This is a genomic window from Arthrobacter sp. CAN_A1, from assembly GCF_015751665.1.
In the GTDB taxonomy this organism is placed as follows: Bacteria; Actinomycetota; Actinomycetes; order Actinomycetales; family Micrococcaceae; genus Arthrobacter_D.
This window is the reverse complement of sequence record NZ_JADOUR010000013.1, coordinates 32,227-46,038: the sequence shown is the minus strand read 5'-3', so window position 1 is coordinate 46,038 and position 13,812 is coordinate 32,227. Positions and strand designations below refer to the sequence as shown.

The 13,812-nt window shown below is 64.6% G+C and carries 13 protein-coding genes; 8 read left to right on the top strand and 5 right to left on the bottom strand.

Annotated elements, in window-relative coordinates; translation table 11 throughout:
- Nucleotides 1-146: 146 nt before the first annotated feature.
- The 4 genes from IWX62_RS13530 to IWX62_RS13515 all read left to right on the top strand — a co-directional run bounded on the left by IWX62_RS13530 (nucleotide 147) and on the right by IWX62_RS13515 (nucleotide 3,076).
- A complete protein-coding gene (locus tag IWX62_RS13530; protein WP_196841938.1) occupies nucleotides 147-623 on the top strand; it encodes a hypothetical protein in 477 nt (158 codons plus the stop codon).
- 169 nt (nucleotides 624-792) lie between these two features.
- A complete protein-coding gene (locus IWX62_RS13525) occupies nucleotides 793-1,386 on the top strand; it encodes a helix-turn-helix domain-containing protein (protein ID WP_196841937.1) in 594 nt (197 codons plus the stop codon).
- Nucleotides 1,383-2,114 (top strand): B3/B4 domain-containing protein, encoded by a 732-nt coding sequence (locus tag IWX62_RS13520; protein ID WP_196841936.1) that lies wholly within the window; start codon nucleotides 1,383-1,385, stop codon nucleotides 2,112-2,114. The genes IWX62_RS13525 and IWX62_RS13520 overlap by 4 nt, the downstream gene beginning before the upstream one ends.
- Nucleotides 2,111-3,076, top strand: a complete 966-nt coding sequence (locus tag IWX62_RS13515; protein ID WP_333483429.1) for an EamA family transporter — start codon at nucleotides 2,111-2,113, stop codon at nucleotides 3,074-3,076. Before IWX62_RS13520 ends, IWX62_RS13515 begins: the two co-directional genes overlap by 4 nt.
- On the opposite strand, the gene IWX62_RS13510 is transcribed toward IWX62_RS13515, so the two are convergent.
- Nucleotides 2,970-3,494 carry a hypothetical protein gene (locus tag IWX62_RS13510; protein WP_196841935.1) on the bottom strand — a complete coding sequence of 175 codons (525 nt, stop codon included), beginning with the start codon at nucleotides 3,492-3,494 and terminating at the stop codon, nucleotides 2,970-2,972. The genes IWX62_RS13515 and IWX62_RS13510 overlap by 107 nt on opposite strands.
- On the bottom strand, nucleotides 3,491-4,255 hold the full coding sequence (locus IWX62_RS13505; protein ID WP_196841934.1) for an alpha/beta hydrolase: 765 nt from the start codon (nucleotides 4,253-4,255) through the stop codon (nucleotides 3,491-3,493). The genes IWX62_RS13510 and IWX62_RS13505 overlap by 4 nt, the downstream gene beginning before the upstream one ends.
- Nucleotides 4,256-4,385: 130 nt before the next feature.
- Here IWX62_RS13505 and IWX62_RS13500 point away from each other — a divergent pair, with 130 nt between their 5' ends.
- Together IWX62_RS13500 and IWX62_RS13495 are read left to right on the top strand one after the other, a co-directional pair.
- On the top strand, nucleotides 4,386-5,282 hold the full coding sequence (locus IWX62_RS13500) for a lysophospholipid acyltransferase family protein (RefSeq protein WP_333483428.1): 897 nt from the start codon (nucleotides 4,386-4,388) through the stop codon (nucleotides 5,280-5,282).
- 209 nt (nucleotides 5,283-5,491) lie between these two features.
- Nucleotides 5,492-6,883, top strand: a complete 1,392-nt coding sequence (locus IWX62_RS13495; protein ID WP_196841933.1) for a class II 3-deoxy-7-phosphoheptulonate synthase — start codon at nucleotides 5,492-5,494, stop codon at nucleotides 6,881-6,883.
- An 88-nt stretch (nucleotides 6,884-6,971) separates the two neighbouring features.
- Here IWX62_RS13495 and IWX62_RS13490 read toward each other — a convergent pair whose 3' ends face one another.
- Both IWX62_RS13490 and IWX62_RS13485 read right to left on the bottom strand, forming a co-directional pair.
- A complete protein-coding gene (locus IWX62_RS13490) occupies nucleotides 6,972-9,095 on the bottom strand; it encodes a protein kinase domain-containing protein (RefSeq protein ID WP_196841932.1) in 2,124 nt (707 codons plus the stop codon).
- Nucleotides 9,096-9,176: 81 nt separating this feature from the next.
- Nucleotides 9,177-10,568, bottom strand: a complete 1,392-nt coding sequence (locus IWX62_RS13485) for a LysM peptidoglycan-binding domain-containing protein (protein WP_196841931.1) — start codon at nucleotides 10,566-10,568, stop codon at nucleotides 9,177-9,179.
- 262 nt (nucleotides 10,569-10,830) lie between these two features.
- On the opposite strand from IWX62_RS13485, the gene IWX62_RS13480 reads away from it, so the two are divergent.
- On the top strand, nucleotides 10,831-11,184 hold the full coding sequence (locus IWX62_RS13480; RefSeq protein WP_196841930.1) for an Rv2175c family DNA-binding protein: 354 nt from the start codon (nucleotides 10,831-10,833) through the stop codon (nucleotides 11,182-11,184).
- 94 nt (nucleotides 11,185-11,278) lie between these two features.
- On the opposite strand, the gene IWX62_RS13475 is transcribed toward IWX62_RS13480, so the two are convergent.
- Nucleotides 11,279-12,403: a polyprenyl synthetase family protein gene (locus tag IWX62_RS13475; protein WP_196841929.1), complete on the bottom strand. Its 1,125-nt coding sequence runs from the start codon at nucleotides 12,401-12,403 to the stop codon at nucleotides 11,279-11,281.
- Between the two features lie 110 nt (nucleotides 12,404-12,513).
- On the opposite strand from IWX62_RS13475, the gene dinB reads away from it, so the two are divergent.
- Nucleotides 12,514-13,725: a DNA polymerase IV gene (gene dinB / locus IWX62_RS13470; protein WP_333483427.1), complete on the top strand. Its 1,212-nt coding sequence runs from the start codon at nucleotides 12,514-12,516 to the stop codon at nucleotides 13,723-13,725.
- The last annotated feature ends 87 nt before the right edge of the window (nucleotides 13,726-13,812 follow it).

Here is a 13,812-nt window from a genome sequence, read left to right as displayed (position 1 = left end):
GTGAGGGTGGGGCGTTGGTGCAGTGGATTGAGGTGAATCGGAATGTGAGTCCGGCGACTCGGACGGCGACGGGTCGTAGTGGGTGTTTGTATCCGGGGTTGCCGCCGGTGGCTCCGACGGCGGGGTTGTTGGCGGAGGCTCCGATTGTGATTTCGTTGGTTGAGTTTGAGAGTCAGCCGGTTGTTGCTGCGGGGGTGTTTTCGCAGCCGGATCATTTTGGGGTGCGGAATGCTCACAGTAATTTGTTTGCGGTGGCCGGGGAGCAGGAGTTCACGTTTGTGTTCCAGGAGGCGCAGATCCGGTTGCGGGCGTGGCCGGTGTCGTATGAGTGGTCTTATGGTGATGGGTCGACGTTGGTGACCTCTGACGCGGGGTCGGCTTTGCCGGGTGATGGGTTCGATGTGGAGACGCCGACGAGTCATGTGTTTACGGAGACGGGGGATTATCTGGTGGGGTTGGATACTTTGTTCGCTGGGGATTATTCGGTTGATGGTGGGGAGTGGTTGCCGGTCGCGGGTTTGGCCAGGGTTGCCTCGGAGCCGCATGTGATGAGTATTTGGCGTAGTGAACGTCATAGTGTTGCGGAGACGTGTCTGGAGAATCCTGCCGGAATCGGTTGCTGATCCTGCGGCTGACCCGGCTGCTGAGAGGTTAGCTCTGGTGGGTTCGGGGCGTTTTGAGTCGCCAGAGCCCACGGTTCGGCGAAGGGTGGAGAGGACGCCCGCGCAGCCAAAAGACCCAACAGTTCAGCCCAACCGATAGAGTGCACAGAAAGTGCAGTATGCTGCACTAGTGGATGACAGTACAACCGTTTTGGCGGCAGCAATCGGGCGACGGGTCAAACATGAGCGGCAAGCCAGCTCCTTGACCCTGGACCAACTAGCGATAAGGGCAGGAGTGAGCCGGCGGCTGCTGATCAACGTTGAACAGGGAGCCACCAACCCGAGCGTCGGAGCGCTGCTGCGGATCAGCGATGCTCTCGGCGTCGGACTCCCCGCCCTGGTGGAATCACCAACACCCAAGCCGGTCACGATCACCCGCAGCGGCGAAGGTGCAGCCCTGTGGAGTTCCGAAGCCGGTGGCCGTGGAATCCTCGTGGCGGGCACCGAGTCGCCTGACGTCGTCGAACTGTGGGAGTGGATCATGGTCCCGGGAGACCGGCATGAGAGCGAGGCCCATTCCGCCGGAACCAGGGAACTCCTCCAGGTGCAGCAAGGGGAAATCACTGTGGAGGTCGGTGACGAGTCGATTGTTCTCGGGCCGGGGGATGCACTGTCCTTTCCGGGGGACACCGCCCACTCCTACGCCTCGGCCGCCAGCGAACCAGCGCGGTTCACAATGGCGGTCTTTGAACCCGGCGTTGGCCTGAAGCGGGGGGCCCGGTGAACAGGAGAATCGCCCTACAACACCTCGTTGAGTCCAGCCGCGTCGATGCAGAGGTCTTCCAGCTCCGCCCGGACTACCGAGCCGTCGTCATCGCTGTCGACGGACTCGTTCCGGGTCCCAGCGACCAACGCAGCGAGGCACTGTTGCAGGCAGCCGAAGCACATTCGCGCAGTCTCCTGGGCCAGACTCCCGTGGAACAGCTCCCCCATGTCGCCGCCTGGCGCGATGCCTACCGCAGCTTCGGGGCCAAACCACAGCGCACGCGCAACAGCCTCGAGGGTCTGCTGCGCCGAGCCGTCACGGGGCTGCCACGCGTCAACCGCCTGACCGACCTGTACAACGCGATTTCGGTCCTGCACCAGATTCCGCTGGGAGGCGAAGACCTGGCCGGGTACGTCGGGGCACCACGACTGCTTCGCGCGATCGGTACCGAGCCGTTCGACACCGCGACAGGGGGGACCGAAACAACTGAGCACCCGGAGCCGGGCGAAGTGGTCTGGTGCGACGACGCCGGAGTGACCTGCCGACGCTGGAACTGGCGCCAGGGCCGGCGGACCCAGCTCAGCGACAGCACGACGACGGCGTTGTTCATCCTTGACGCGCTGGAGCCGATGTCCGACGACGCCCTGCAGCATGCGGCGGATGCCCTCGGCTCCCACCTCGACCAGCTGGGGCCCGACGTGCAGCGCGCCAGCCTCCTCATTCGGGCCGAACCGGGGAGACCATGAACCAGAGAACGGCTATCCCTCCGTGGGGACTGGCGATCACCGCGATGCTCTCGGTGCAGCTGGGCTCCGCCCTGTCGGTCGATCTCATTGGCGTTGTTGGACCTGCAGGAACCGCCTGGCTCCGTCTGAGTATGGGTGCGCTCATCCTGTTCATTCTGGTTCGACCGCCGTTACGGTCGATCCGCCGCCGGGACGTGCCGACAATCTTCGGTCTCGGCGTCGCGACAGGCGTCATGACTCTCGGGTTCCTCGCCGCACTTGAACACATCCACCTGGGCACCGCTGTCGCCATCGAGTTCCTCGGCCCGCTGACCGTCGCAGCCGTTCGCAGCCACAGGAAACGTGCCCTGGCCTGGCCAGCCATCGCGCTGGTGGGTGTCGTACTGATGACCCAACCCTGGGCAGGGGCAGTCAACCTCACTGGCGTCGGGTTCGCGGCGATGGCCGCCGTCGGTTGGGCCGCGTACATCCTTCTTACCCAGCGCATCGGTGACCGGTTCACCGGCATCGGCGCACTCTCCCTGACCATACCGATCGCGGCGCTGACTGCGGCGATCGTGGGGATCCCGCCGACTGCAGGCCACATCACCCCTGGCATCCTGGCGGCGTCGCTGGGGCTGGCCGTGCTGCTGCCAGTCCTTCCCTTCGCCCTGGAGATGCTCGCCCTACGCCGGATGACCCCGACCGCTTTCGGGACGCTGATGGCGTTGGAACCCGCCATCGGAGTGTTGCTGGGGCTGCTCATCCTCCAGCAGCAACTGGGTTTGCTGCAGATCATCGGGATCGTTCTCGTGGTGCTGGCAGGTGCCGCATCTCAACGGGGCGGGATCCGCCCACCCAACGCCAACCGGCCCGCTAAACCTCAGCGCCGTTATCGCCGTGATCGCGGGTCTTGGGCAGCCGCAGGATCAGGAAAATCACTGACACCAGAAAAATTGCCAGTACCCCCAACATCACCGTGAGAGGCGCAGCACGCCAGAACATGGAAAGCAACAGCAGGGTGATGGGCCCGCCGACTGCGCCGAACCAGGCCAGGACCAGCAGCGGTTCCCCGGTTCCCAGCGCCGGCGGCTCGGGCGGGTGATACCCCTCATCCTCGTCGTCGGACTCTTCAGGGGTGTAGTCGCGTGGACCGCCGGGAGAGCGGCGGGGTTGATTCTCGAACAACGCCCGCACACGGTCCTGATCGGACATCTCCGCATCGGCGGTCCGCCCGGCGGTCGGCTCCGAAGCTGACGTTGCCGATGAAGCTGACGTCGGACCAGAGGCTGACGATGTTCCGGTCTCGGGTGCACTGGGAGTTTGTTCCAGGCGCGACACCAGATCCTGCCACACGGCATCATCGGTGGACTCGTTGGGTTCCTGGCCTCGGGATGTCATGCGCTGGTACCTGCCGTCACGTGCTGGATGAATTGCGCTGAGCGTTCAAAAATCAACTGCGCGTCATGGTCCATGGTCGCAACATGGTAGCTGTTCTCCAAACGGACAATATCCAGGACGTCGGAGCCAATCCGCTGCTGCAGGACCTCAAGGCTACTCTCCGGCACCACCGGGTCAACCGAGGAGCGGAAGACCAGCGTCGGAGCGGTCACCGATGGCAGCCGCTCCACCGTTTCCCTGAACAATCGGTACAACTGTCCCACCGCCGCGACGGGTGTTCGCGCATAGGCACCCTCGTCCAGCCCTTCCTTCTTGATGTTGTTGGCGATTGCCGGGACCGATTTCATGAAGTACTTCAGCACACTGGCGTAGCGGGCGCGTGGATCGGCAATGGTGAGCCCCGGATTGACGACGACGACGCCCGCCACCGGTTGCAGCGCCGCCAAGCGCAGCGCCAGGGTCCCGCCCATGGAGAGGCCAGCGGCAACAATCACCTCGGTTGACTGTTCCAACTCCTGGTAGCTCGCCTCATAGCTGGCATACCAGCGTTGCCACGGGGTGCGGGCAAGTTCCTGCCAGGTGGTGCCGTGCCCGTCGAGCAGGGGAAGACGCACCGCGTACCCCTGATTGGCCAGATACTGGGCCCAATCCAGCAGGCTGACGGGTGACCCGGTGAACCCATGGCTCATTACGACGCCGATGCGCGCCGACTCCCCAAAACCGTCGGAGGAGAAGGCGACGGGACCAGCGCTGGATGTCATAGCCCCATCGTGCCACCTGCGACCGATGCCTTACCAGCGGATCTGCGCCTTAGAGTAGTCTCTCAAGGAAAGCGCGATCAACAGTGGGGTACTCCGCCGTGATCCGTTCGGGTCTAGGAAGGCTGTCAGCGTGTTTTATTGGTTCATGAAGCGGATCATCGTCGGTCCAATTCTGGGTCTCCTGTTCCGGCCGTGGGTTAAAGGGATGGACAACGTTCCTGTCGATGGGCCGGCGGTCCTGGTCAGCAACCACCTCTCCTTCTCCGACTCGATCTTCCTCCCCATCGCTGTGCCCCGGCCGGTGATCTTTCTGGCCAAGTCCGAGTACTTCACGGGCAAGGGAATCAAGGGCAAGCTCACCGCTATGTTCTTCCGACTCTCCAATCAGCTCCCGATGGACCGCTCGGGTGGCGCAGCGTCATCCAGTTCGTTGAGCGCGGGCGAGGCGGTCCTCAACGGGGGCGGCATCCTCGGAATCTATCCGGAGGGAACGCGCAGCCCCGATGGGCGCCTCTACCGGGGGAAAACCGGTGTCGCCAAGCTGGTGCTCGCCACCGGAGTGCCGGTGATTCCGGTGGCCATGATCGGGACCGACAAGGTGCAGCCCATCGGGCGCCGTATCCCCAACATCCGCCGGATTGGGATCATCGTTGGCGAACCCCTTGATTTCAGCCGCTACAAAGGGTTGGCGGACGACCGCTTTGTGCAGCGGTCGGTCACCGACGAGATCATGTACGAACTGATGAGACTCTCCGGTCAGGAATACGTTGACGTCTACGCCAGCAGCGTGAAGGAAAAACTAGCCGCAGCCAAGGCATCCGACAAAAAGACCCATGGCAAAACCGAGGACGCGAAGCCGACGGGACCGGCGATGCCCGACGTCGCCGCGAAGCCGGCGGGACCTGCAAGGCCCGACGACGTAGCGATGCCAACAGACGCCCCGAAGTCAGGAAACCCCGGCAGGAAGTCGGTCCGCAGCCGGCTCTCGGGCATCAAGCTGCCGGGCTGGCTGACCAGGAAACGCTAGCCGGCCCCGGGAGACGCCAGGCCACTTTAGCCAGCCCCGCATCAAGCCAGGCCACCATGAACACGGTAGGCCGATCCAGAAAAAGCCAAACCCTGGGCGGCGGCCCACGGAGTCACCTGCAAAGGTGGCGGACAGCACAATGTGACGTATCGCCCGGCTGCGTGACGGCCCCGGCGGCGCCTTCGATGCCGACCCATTAGGCTTAACGGGTGACTGACATCTTTGCACCCACCGAATCCACCGTCCCCCCAGCTCAGCAGGCCAGCGCTCAGGCAAACTCAATGCTGGACAACTGGCGTCAGCTGCCCATTTCGCAGCAGCCCACCTGGCAGGACAGCAGCGTGTATTCGGCCTCCGTCAAGGAGCTCTCCACCCTTCCGCCCCTCGTTTTCGCTGGAGAGGTCGACGTACTGCGCGACCGCCTGGCCGCTGCCGCACAGGGCAAAGCGTTCCTGCTGCAGGGTGGCGACTGTGCCGAAACCTTCGAAGGCGCCACCGCCGACCGGATCAGCGCACGCGTGCGGACCATCCTGCAGATGGCAGTGGTCCTGACCTACGGCGCGTCATTGCCCGTCATCAAAATGGGCCGGATGGCAGGGCAGTTCGCCAAGCCCCGCTCCTCGAACGACGAGACCCGCGACGGCGTCACCCTCCCGGCCTACCGGGGAGACATGGTCAACGGCTACGAGTTCACCCCCGAATCGCGCGGCCACGACGCCTCCCGGATGGTCAAGGCGTACCACACGTCCGCATCGACGTTGAACCTGATCCGTGCGTTCACCCAGGGTGGCTTCGCCGACTTGCGCCTGGTTCACCACTGGAACAAGGGCTTCACCGCCAACCCGGCCCACTCACGCTACGAGTCGCTGGCCGGCGAGATCGACCGCGCCGTCCGGTTCATGGATGCGTGCGGCACGGACTTCGAGGCCCTCAAACGGGTCGAATTCTTCGCCAGCCACGAGGCGCTGCTGCTCGACTACGAACGCGCACTTACGCGCACCGATTCGCGCACCGGACTGCCCTACGACACCTCGGCCCACTTCCTGTGGATCGGGGAGCGCACCCGGGACATCGACAGCGCGCACATCGACTTCCTCTCCCGCGTGCGGAACCCGATCGGCGTGAAGCTGGGCCCGGGCACCTCACCCGACGATGCCCTCGCCCTCATCGACAAGCTGGACCCGAACCGCGAGCCAGGACGCCTGACGTTCATCACCCGGATGGGTGCCGGCAACATCCGCGAGAAGCTGCCCAAACTGGTCCAGAAGGTCACGGACTCCGGCGCCCAGGTGCTGTGGGTATCCGACCCGATGCACGGCAACACGGTCACCTCGCCCAACGGCTACAAGACCCGCAACTTCGACGACGTCATGGATGAGGTCCGCGGCTTCTTTGAGGTCCACAATTCGCTGGGCACCTTCCCGGGCGGCCTGCACGTGGAGATGACGGGCGACGACGTCGCCGAGTGCCTGGGCGGCGCGGACCCCGTGGATCAGGAAGCCTTCCTGGAACGCTACGAATCAGTCTGCGACCCACGGCTGAACCACATGCAGTCCCTGGAGATGGCCTTCCTCGTCGCCGGAGCACTCTCCCAGCGATAGGCCGGCTACACAAGAAAGGCGAAGCGGGTATCCGCTTCGCCTTTCTTGTGTGTGGAGCCCGTCGTGTGGCTACAGGACGGTGAATCGGCTAGGTGACCGTGATCGTGACGGTCGAGCCTTCCGGCTGCTCACCGGTCAGATCCTGGCCTGCCACCAGGCCGAGAACCGAGCCGCCGAAGGTGTAGTCCACCACCACGGTGAATCCCGCAGCCTCCAGCTCGGCCACGGCCGCCTCTTCCCGCTGGGAGAAGACGTTCGGTACCTCAACCAGGCGTGGCCCCAGGGACAGGGTGAGGGTCACTGTCTCACCTCGTGTCAGCTGGCCGCCCGTAGGACTCTGCGCCACGACGGCGCCTTCCGGAATGTCGGGGTTGTTCTCACCCTCCGGCGCGACGGCGGCGACCAGTCCGGCCTCCTCGATGGCGGCGACTGCCTCATCGCGGGGCTGTCCGGTCACCACCGGAACGTCGAGCGGTTCGGGGCCCTGCGAGATCACGAGGCTCACCGCCGTACCCCGCCGCGCCTGTTCGCCGGCTGTGGGCGACTGGCTGATGACCAGGCCGTCCTCGACGTCGGCGCTGTACTCGCGGGTGATGTCCCCGACCGCCAGCTCGCCGCCAGCCAACTGTTCGGCAGCGGCAGCTTCACCACGATCGACCACGCTGGGGACCTCGAACAGTTCGGGCCCCTTCGACACAAACAGGTCCACCGACTCGTAGCGGCGAATCTCGGTCTGTGCGGCAGGTTCGCTGCGGATCACCAATCCGGATTCCACCTCGTCATGAAACTCCTCTTCGGAGCGCGGCGCATCGAAACCGTTCTGTGTCAGCAGCAGCTCGGCCTGGTCCACTGAGCGGTTGACGACGTCGGGCACCGCTGCCAGGGCACCCGGCCCCACTCCGAAGAACCAGCCAACTCCAGCAGCCAAACCGGCAAGCAGCAGCAGCAACACCACTAGGATGGCGTTGCGGCGGCCCCGGTGGCCGGAATGCAGCGACTTCTCGGGCCGTTGGGCGGCCTTCGCTTGGTGCTTCTGGTAGACCTTGAAATCCTTGCGTGCCTGTTTGTCCCTCGTCCGTGGATCCGGTTCGGGGGTGGTATCCGCCCCGGCCCGTGGAAGGTGGGGGATGGCACGGGTGTGCTGGACGTCGTGGGCGATGACCGAGGTCAGTGACTGGTCGGCCCGGATTACCTCGGTGGGGCGGGGCGCGCGTGACGGCCTGATCGCCTCGGTTGGTGACCCGCCCCCTGTGGTGATCACCTCGGTGCCGTTCATGACCGGAGGGATGACACCCGCCTGGTTGTCAGCGCTCCCGGCCCCGGCGGGTCCACCGGGAAGTTCGAAGTCCAGTTCCGCGTCCGTCAGGGTGGTGCGGATATGCCTGAGCTCCCCGAGGAGCGCGTTGCCGTCGATCGGGCGATCCTCCGGATCCACCGAGGTGCACCACTGGACCAGCTCATCAATGTCGGCTGCGAGCCCCGGGACCAGGGTGGAGGGCGCGGGGACCGTCGAATTGGCGTGCTGCAGCGCCACCCGGATCGGGATGTCCCCGGTGAATGGCTGTTTCCCGGTCAGGAGCTCAAAGAGGACAATGCCGGCCGAGTAGATGTCGCTGCGGGCATCAGCGCCGCCACCGGTCACCAGCTCGGGGGAGAGATAGGCGACCGTGCCAATCAGGGTTCCGGTGTTGGTGGTGGTGGACACCGCGCGGGCCAGGCCAAAGTCGGCTATCTTGATGCGGCCGTTGCTAGCCAGGAGCACATTCTCGGGTTTGACGTCGCGGTGCACCAACCCGACGTCGTGCGCTGCGCCGAGGCCTTCGACCACAGGGTCCATCATGGCCAGCGCAAGCCGGGGGGTGAGGCGGCCCTTCTCCCGGAGGAGGTCCCTGAGGGTCTTGCCCGGCACATACTCCATGACCAGGTACGCCAGTGAACGGTCGGGGGAGTCCTCGACACCCTGATCCAGGACGCCCACCACATGCGGATGGGACAGACGGGCCGCCGACTTGGCTTCCCGTTCAAACCGGTCCAGGAAGCTGGAGTCCTCGGCGAGGTGGGGGTACAGGATTTTCAGGGCGACGTCGCGATCCAGCCGCTGGTCGGTGGCCAGGTAGACCGTTGACATGCCGCCGCGCGCCAGGCGCGACAGAACACGATAGCGTCCGTCTACTAGCGCGCCAACCAGTGGGTCATTCTGCCGTTCCTGCACCCTTTGATCCTAAGTGCAGACATGTTGAGGGGTGGAACCGACACCCGATTCCACCCCTATTCACGGGTCCTCCCAGTGTTCCTACCGGAAGGTCGCCTGATGCGCGGTGATCGCCGCGACGTAGTCCTTGGTGTCGCTGAACATCCCGTGGGTGGTCACCGAATACTGGCCCTGATAGTAGGAAGCGATGGCCTCGTCGAGGGTGTCGCTGGTGCGGATCAGTGACTGCAGGATGGCGACGCCGGCGGTGGCGTTGTCGTGAGGATCCAGCAGGTTCAGCTGCCGGCCCACCAGGTCGGAAGCCCATTCGCCGGACATCGGGATGACCTGCATGGCGCCGATGGCGTTGGCGGGTGACACGGCGCGCTGGTTGAAGCCTGACTCCTGGTACGACACCGCGAGGGCGAGGCTCGGGTCAACGCCCATGGAACGGGCGGTGTCCGCGACGATCGACTTCATGGCGTCGTTACCGGGGACCGGGAGCGAGTTCAGGAGGTGCTTGTTGCGGTTCGCTTCCGACACCACATGCTGTGGGTAGGTGTAGTGCAGGAAGGTGGACGGCACGAGATCAGTTTGGGCGTCTTCAGCAACGGCCGGCGCCGGCTCGGCAGCGGGCGCCGCCTTGCCGGGAAGGGTGAGCTTGTCGCCGGGGTGGATCATCGTGGATGCGGTCAGATCATTGGCCTTCACGAGGGCGCTGAGGCTCACGTTATGTTGAGCCGCGATGGCACCGAGGGTGTCGCCGCCCTTGATGGTGTAGGAACCGCCGTTGGACGCTGGGGCTGCCGGCTTGGGTGCTGCCGGGGTGATCTCTGTTGTGGCGACCGAGACGGCGGCAGAGCCGCCCAGGGTGATCTTCTGTCCGGGGTGAATGATGGAGGTCATCGACAGCGAGTTGGCCTTCAGCACCGTTCCGAGGCTGACTCCGTTGTTGGCGGCAATCGCGCTGAGCGTGTCCCCGGCCTTGACGGTGTAGGACGACCCTGACGACGACGATGGCTGCGTGTTGCTGGCAGGCTTGGCGGTGGTTTCACCGGCAGGGGCACCGGCGAGCTTGATCTTCTGTCCCGGGTAAATGATCGAGCTGGCGCTCAGGGCGTTGGCTTTGAGTACAGCGCCCGTTTCCAGTCCGTGCTTGAGCGCGATGCCGCTGATGGTGTCACCAGCCTGGACCGTGTAGGTCTTTGGCGCGTTCTGGGCCGGTGCCAAAAAGGCCGGGATCCGGGCTGCGACGTTGCTCGTCGGGATGGTCAGACCGGCAGGGACGGTCACCGCTGGGGCGAGCCGGGGGAGTTGTAGCGACTTCACCGCCACCGGTGCGGCAGTGGCCGGCTGCGCAAGGGCGACGGCGGAGAGCAGTACTGCGGGAATTGCGGCGGTGGATACCGCAACGGTGAAGCGGCTGGGCAGACGGGTGCCGTGGGCACGAGCCTGGGGTCCGAACAGCAGCGATGACGAACGCTGGGCAGTCATGGTCTAATCCTCATCTTTGGTCAACGGAACGGGCCGCGCCGATGGCCGAATGGAGACCCGACCGGCGATGCCGTCGGGGACCTCTTTCAAAAACATCTGATGGTGCGCGAGAGTCTGATGTTGTTACTGTTACTGGTGTGACTCATGTGAATCTACACTAAAAGTCACTTAGCACAATAGTTACTTTCCACCCCGCTAATGATGCGTCGGCGTGTCGTTTCTTGAAGTGGAGTGACGGGCCCACTTCTGGCACCCTTAGGGGGTGAATGAACTTGAAGAACTTGTGCCCGCCTGGCTGAACCTCCCGGAGGTGGCACTGGAACTCGATGTGCCCATCACCAAGGTGCACGGCCTGCTCGACGAGAAGTCGCTGATTGCGCTTCGCAGCTCCCAACGGAATGTCAGGAGCGTCCCGGCGGAGTTCATCTTCGAGGGCGCAGTAGTGGACAGCCTCAAGGGCACCATCATTGTCCTCGCCGACTCAGGCTTCAGCGACGAAGACATTGTCCGGTGGCTCTTCACCCCTGACGAGTCCCTCCCGGGCCGTCCCATCGATGCCCTTCGTGAGGGCCGTAAAACCGAGATCCGGCGGCGCGCCCAGGCTGCTGCCTGGTAAATATTCCTGGCCTGCCTGGTTAACCCTGGTCTGGGCCGATCGCCCGACCGCTGCTTGGTACATACACTGGGTCTGCCCGGTGAACATTCCAGATTTAGGCCGATCGCCTGACCGCCGCCGTCGCCAGGTCCGCGAGGGCCGAACGGCAGATGTCTTCAAGGTCGAGGCGCCCCAGAGCGTGTGCTGCCGCCTCGGAATGCCGGGCAATCAGGGATTCAACGGCCTGTAACGCTCCCGATGAGGAGATGGCGTCCCGAAGGCGGGCAACGCCGTCGTCGTCAAGAGCTGCCTGGCCCAATGTCTCATTGATCAGTGTCCGGTCCTCGGGGCTACCGCCCTGGAGGGCGTGGGCAATGAGGAGGGTTCGTTTGCCCTCACGCAGATCGTCCCCGGCGGGCTTCCCGGTGACCGCTGGATCGCCGAAAACCCCGAGCACATCGTCGCGGAGCTGAAAAGCTTCCCCCAGGGGAAGCGAAAACGCTGAGTAGCCGTCCAGCAACGAGGCATCGGCCCCGGCGAGGGCACCCCCCAGAGCCAGGGGATGTTCGATCGAATACTTCGCGGATTTGAACCGGACAATCTGCTGGGCGCGCTCGGCGGCGTCGGCTGGCGTCCGGTCCGGGCCCACCGCTTCCTCCAGGAGGTCGAGATACTGGCCCGCCATCACCTCGGTGCGCATCCTGTTGAAAATCGCGCGGGCAGGGGTTCCCGAAGCGGCGCCCGCCCCGATGTCCGAGAACTGTTCCTCACTGAAGGACAGGCACATATCTCCGGTCAATACGGCTGCGGAGACGCCGAACCGGTCGGCGCTGAGGTGCCACCGGTTTCGCTGATGCAGCGCACCGAACTGGCGGTGCACACTGGGCGATCCACGCCGGGTATCGGAGCGGTCAATGACATCGTCGTGAATCAGGGCCGCGGCCTGGAACAGTTCCAGGGCAACCCCGGCCAGGATGGGTTCGCTGGCGCCGGCCGGGCCGCCCGCCCCCCTGAAACCCCAGTAGCAGAGCAGAGCGCGCAGCCGTTTGCCCCCCGCGGTCAACCGGGTGATGGCTTCGGCGGGCTCAAGCGCATCGTCGGCAATCCCACCCAGAATGGTCCGCTGGCGGGTGAGGAACAGATCGAGCCCGTTCGTCACATCAGCCCGGTACGCCGTCTGCTCACGCGTCACCAGGTGGTCAACAGAGCCATCCTGGGCAAACAGGTTCTGGTCGGTCATGGACTCTCCTCGGAGTGCGGACGGCAGTCCACGTGGGGGTGCGCCGGGCATTCCGCCGGCCAGGGTGATCTGTGGGCTGTCTTATCCTACTAACTGGCTACGATTGACCTGTGATCGTTGGACCCAAAGAACATCTTCCGCACGCGGAGTGCAGCATCCTCCATGTGGACATGGATGCCTTCTATGTGGGTGTCGAATTGCTGGACCGACCCGATCTGGTGGGCACGCCAGTGATCGTCGGGTCACCGAGTGGGCGTTCGGTTGTTCTCTCCGCTTCCTATGAGGCGCGACGGTTTGGTGTCCGCTCCGCGATGCCGATGTCGGCGGCGATGCGGTTATGCCCCCAGGGGGTGGTGCTTGAACCGCACCATGACAAATACTCGGTGATCTCACGCGATGTGATGGCAATCTTTGGGACCATCACTCCCTTCGTTGAACAACTCAGTGTCGATGAAGCGTTCCTCGACATTGCCGGGTCCATGCGCCGGCTGGGCGGCCCCCGTGACATCGGCGAGTTGATCCGAACCACCATCCACCGGGAACTGGGAATTACCGCGAGCGTCGGTGCGGCGACCACCAAGTTTGTCGCCAAAATTGCCTCAACCCGGTCCAAACCCAACGGCCTCCTGGTGATCCCCGGCGACCAGACGGTCGCCTATCTGCATACCCTCCCCGTGTCAGCGCTCTGGGGGGTCGGCGCCAAAACCCAAGAGGTGCTGGCGCGGCTGGGAATCAGGACCGTCGAGGACCTCGCGCAGACTCCCGTGTCCTCCCTCCGCAAGCTGCTGGGCGTGACCGGGCAGCATGTTTATGACCTTGCCTGGGGAAGGGATCCGCGGACCGTCACGGTCACCCGTCAGGAGAAAACCCTCGGGGCTGAGGAGACCTTTGCCGAAGACGTCAGCGACGATTCGACCCTGCACACTGAAATGCTCAGGCTGTCCCACCGGACCGCAGCGCGGCTGCGGCAGGCTCATCTGCAGTGCGGCGGTGTGGCAATCAAGCTGCGGTATGCGGATTTCTCGACCCTCACGAGGACCAAGAGGCTGAGCGAACCCACCGACAGTGCACATGCGATTTACTCTGCAGCTACCTCTCTTCTGGCGTCCCTGGGGGAGCGGCCGATGAGCGTGCGGCTGGTGGGGGTGCGCGCCGACCAACTGGAGCCATCTTCCGGGTCGGGCCACCAACTCACCATTGATCGCCGGGACGAGAACTGGCGCCTCGCGGAGTCGGCGCTGGATCAGGTGAACAGGAAGTTCGGCAAGTCCGCCATTCAGCCAGCCCAGCTCTTCCGCCGCCCCTCGGATACCACACCCTGAACCGCCCACGCGGCCGGCGTCGGGAGGGGGGATTTCCGCCCGTGAGGCCTGTGGCTTTCCCTTGTGGGGATTGCGATCTATCCTTAG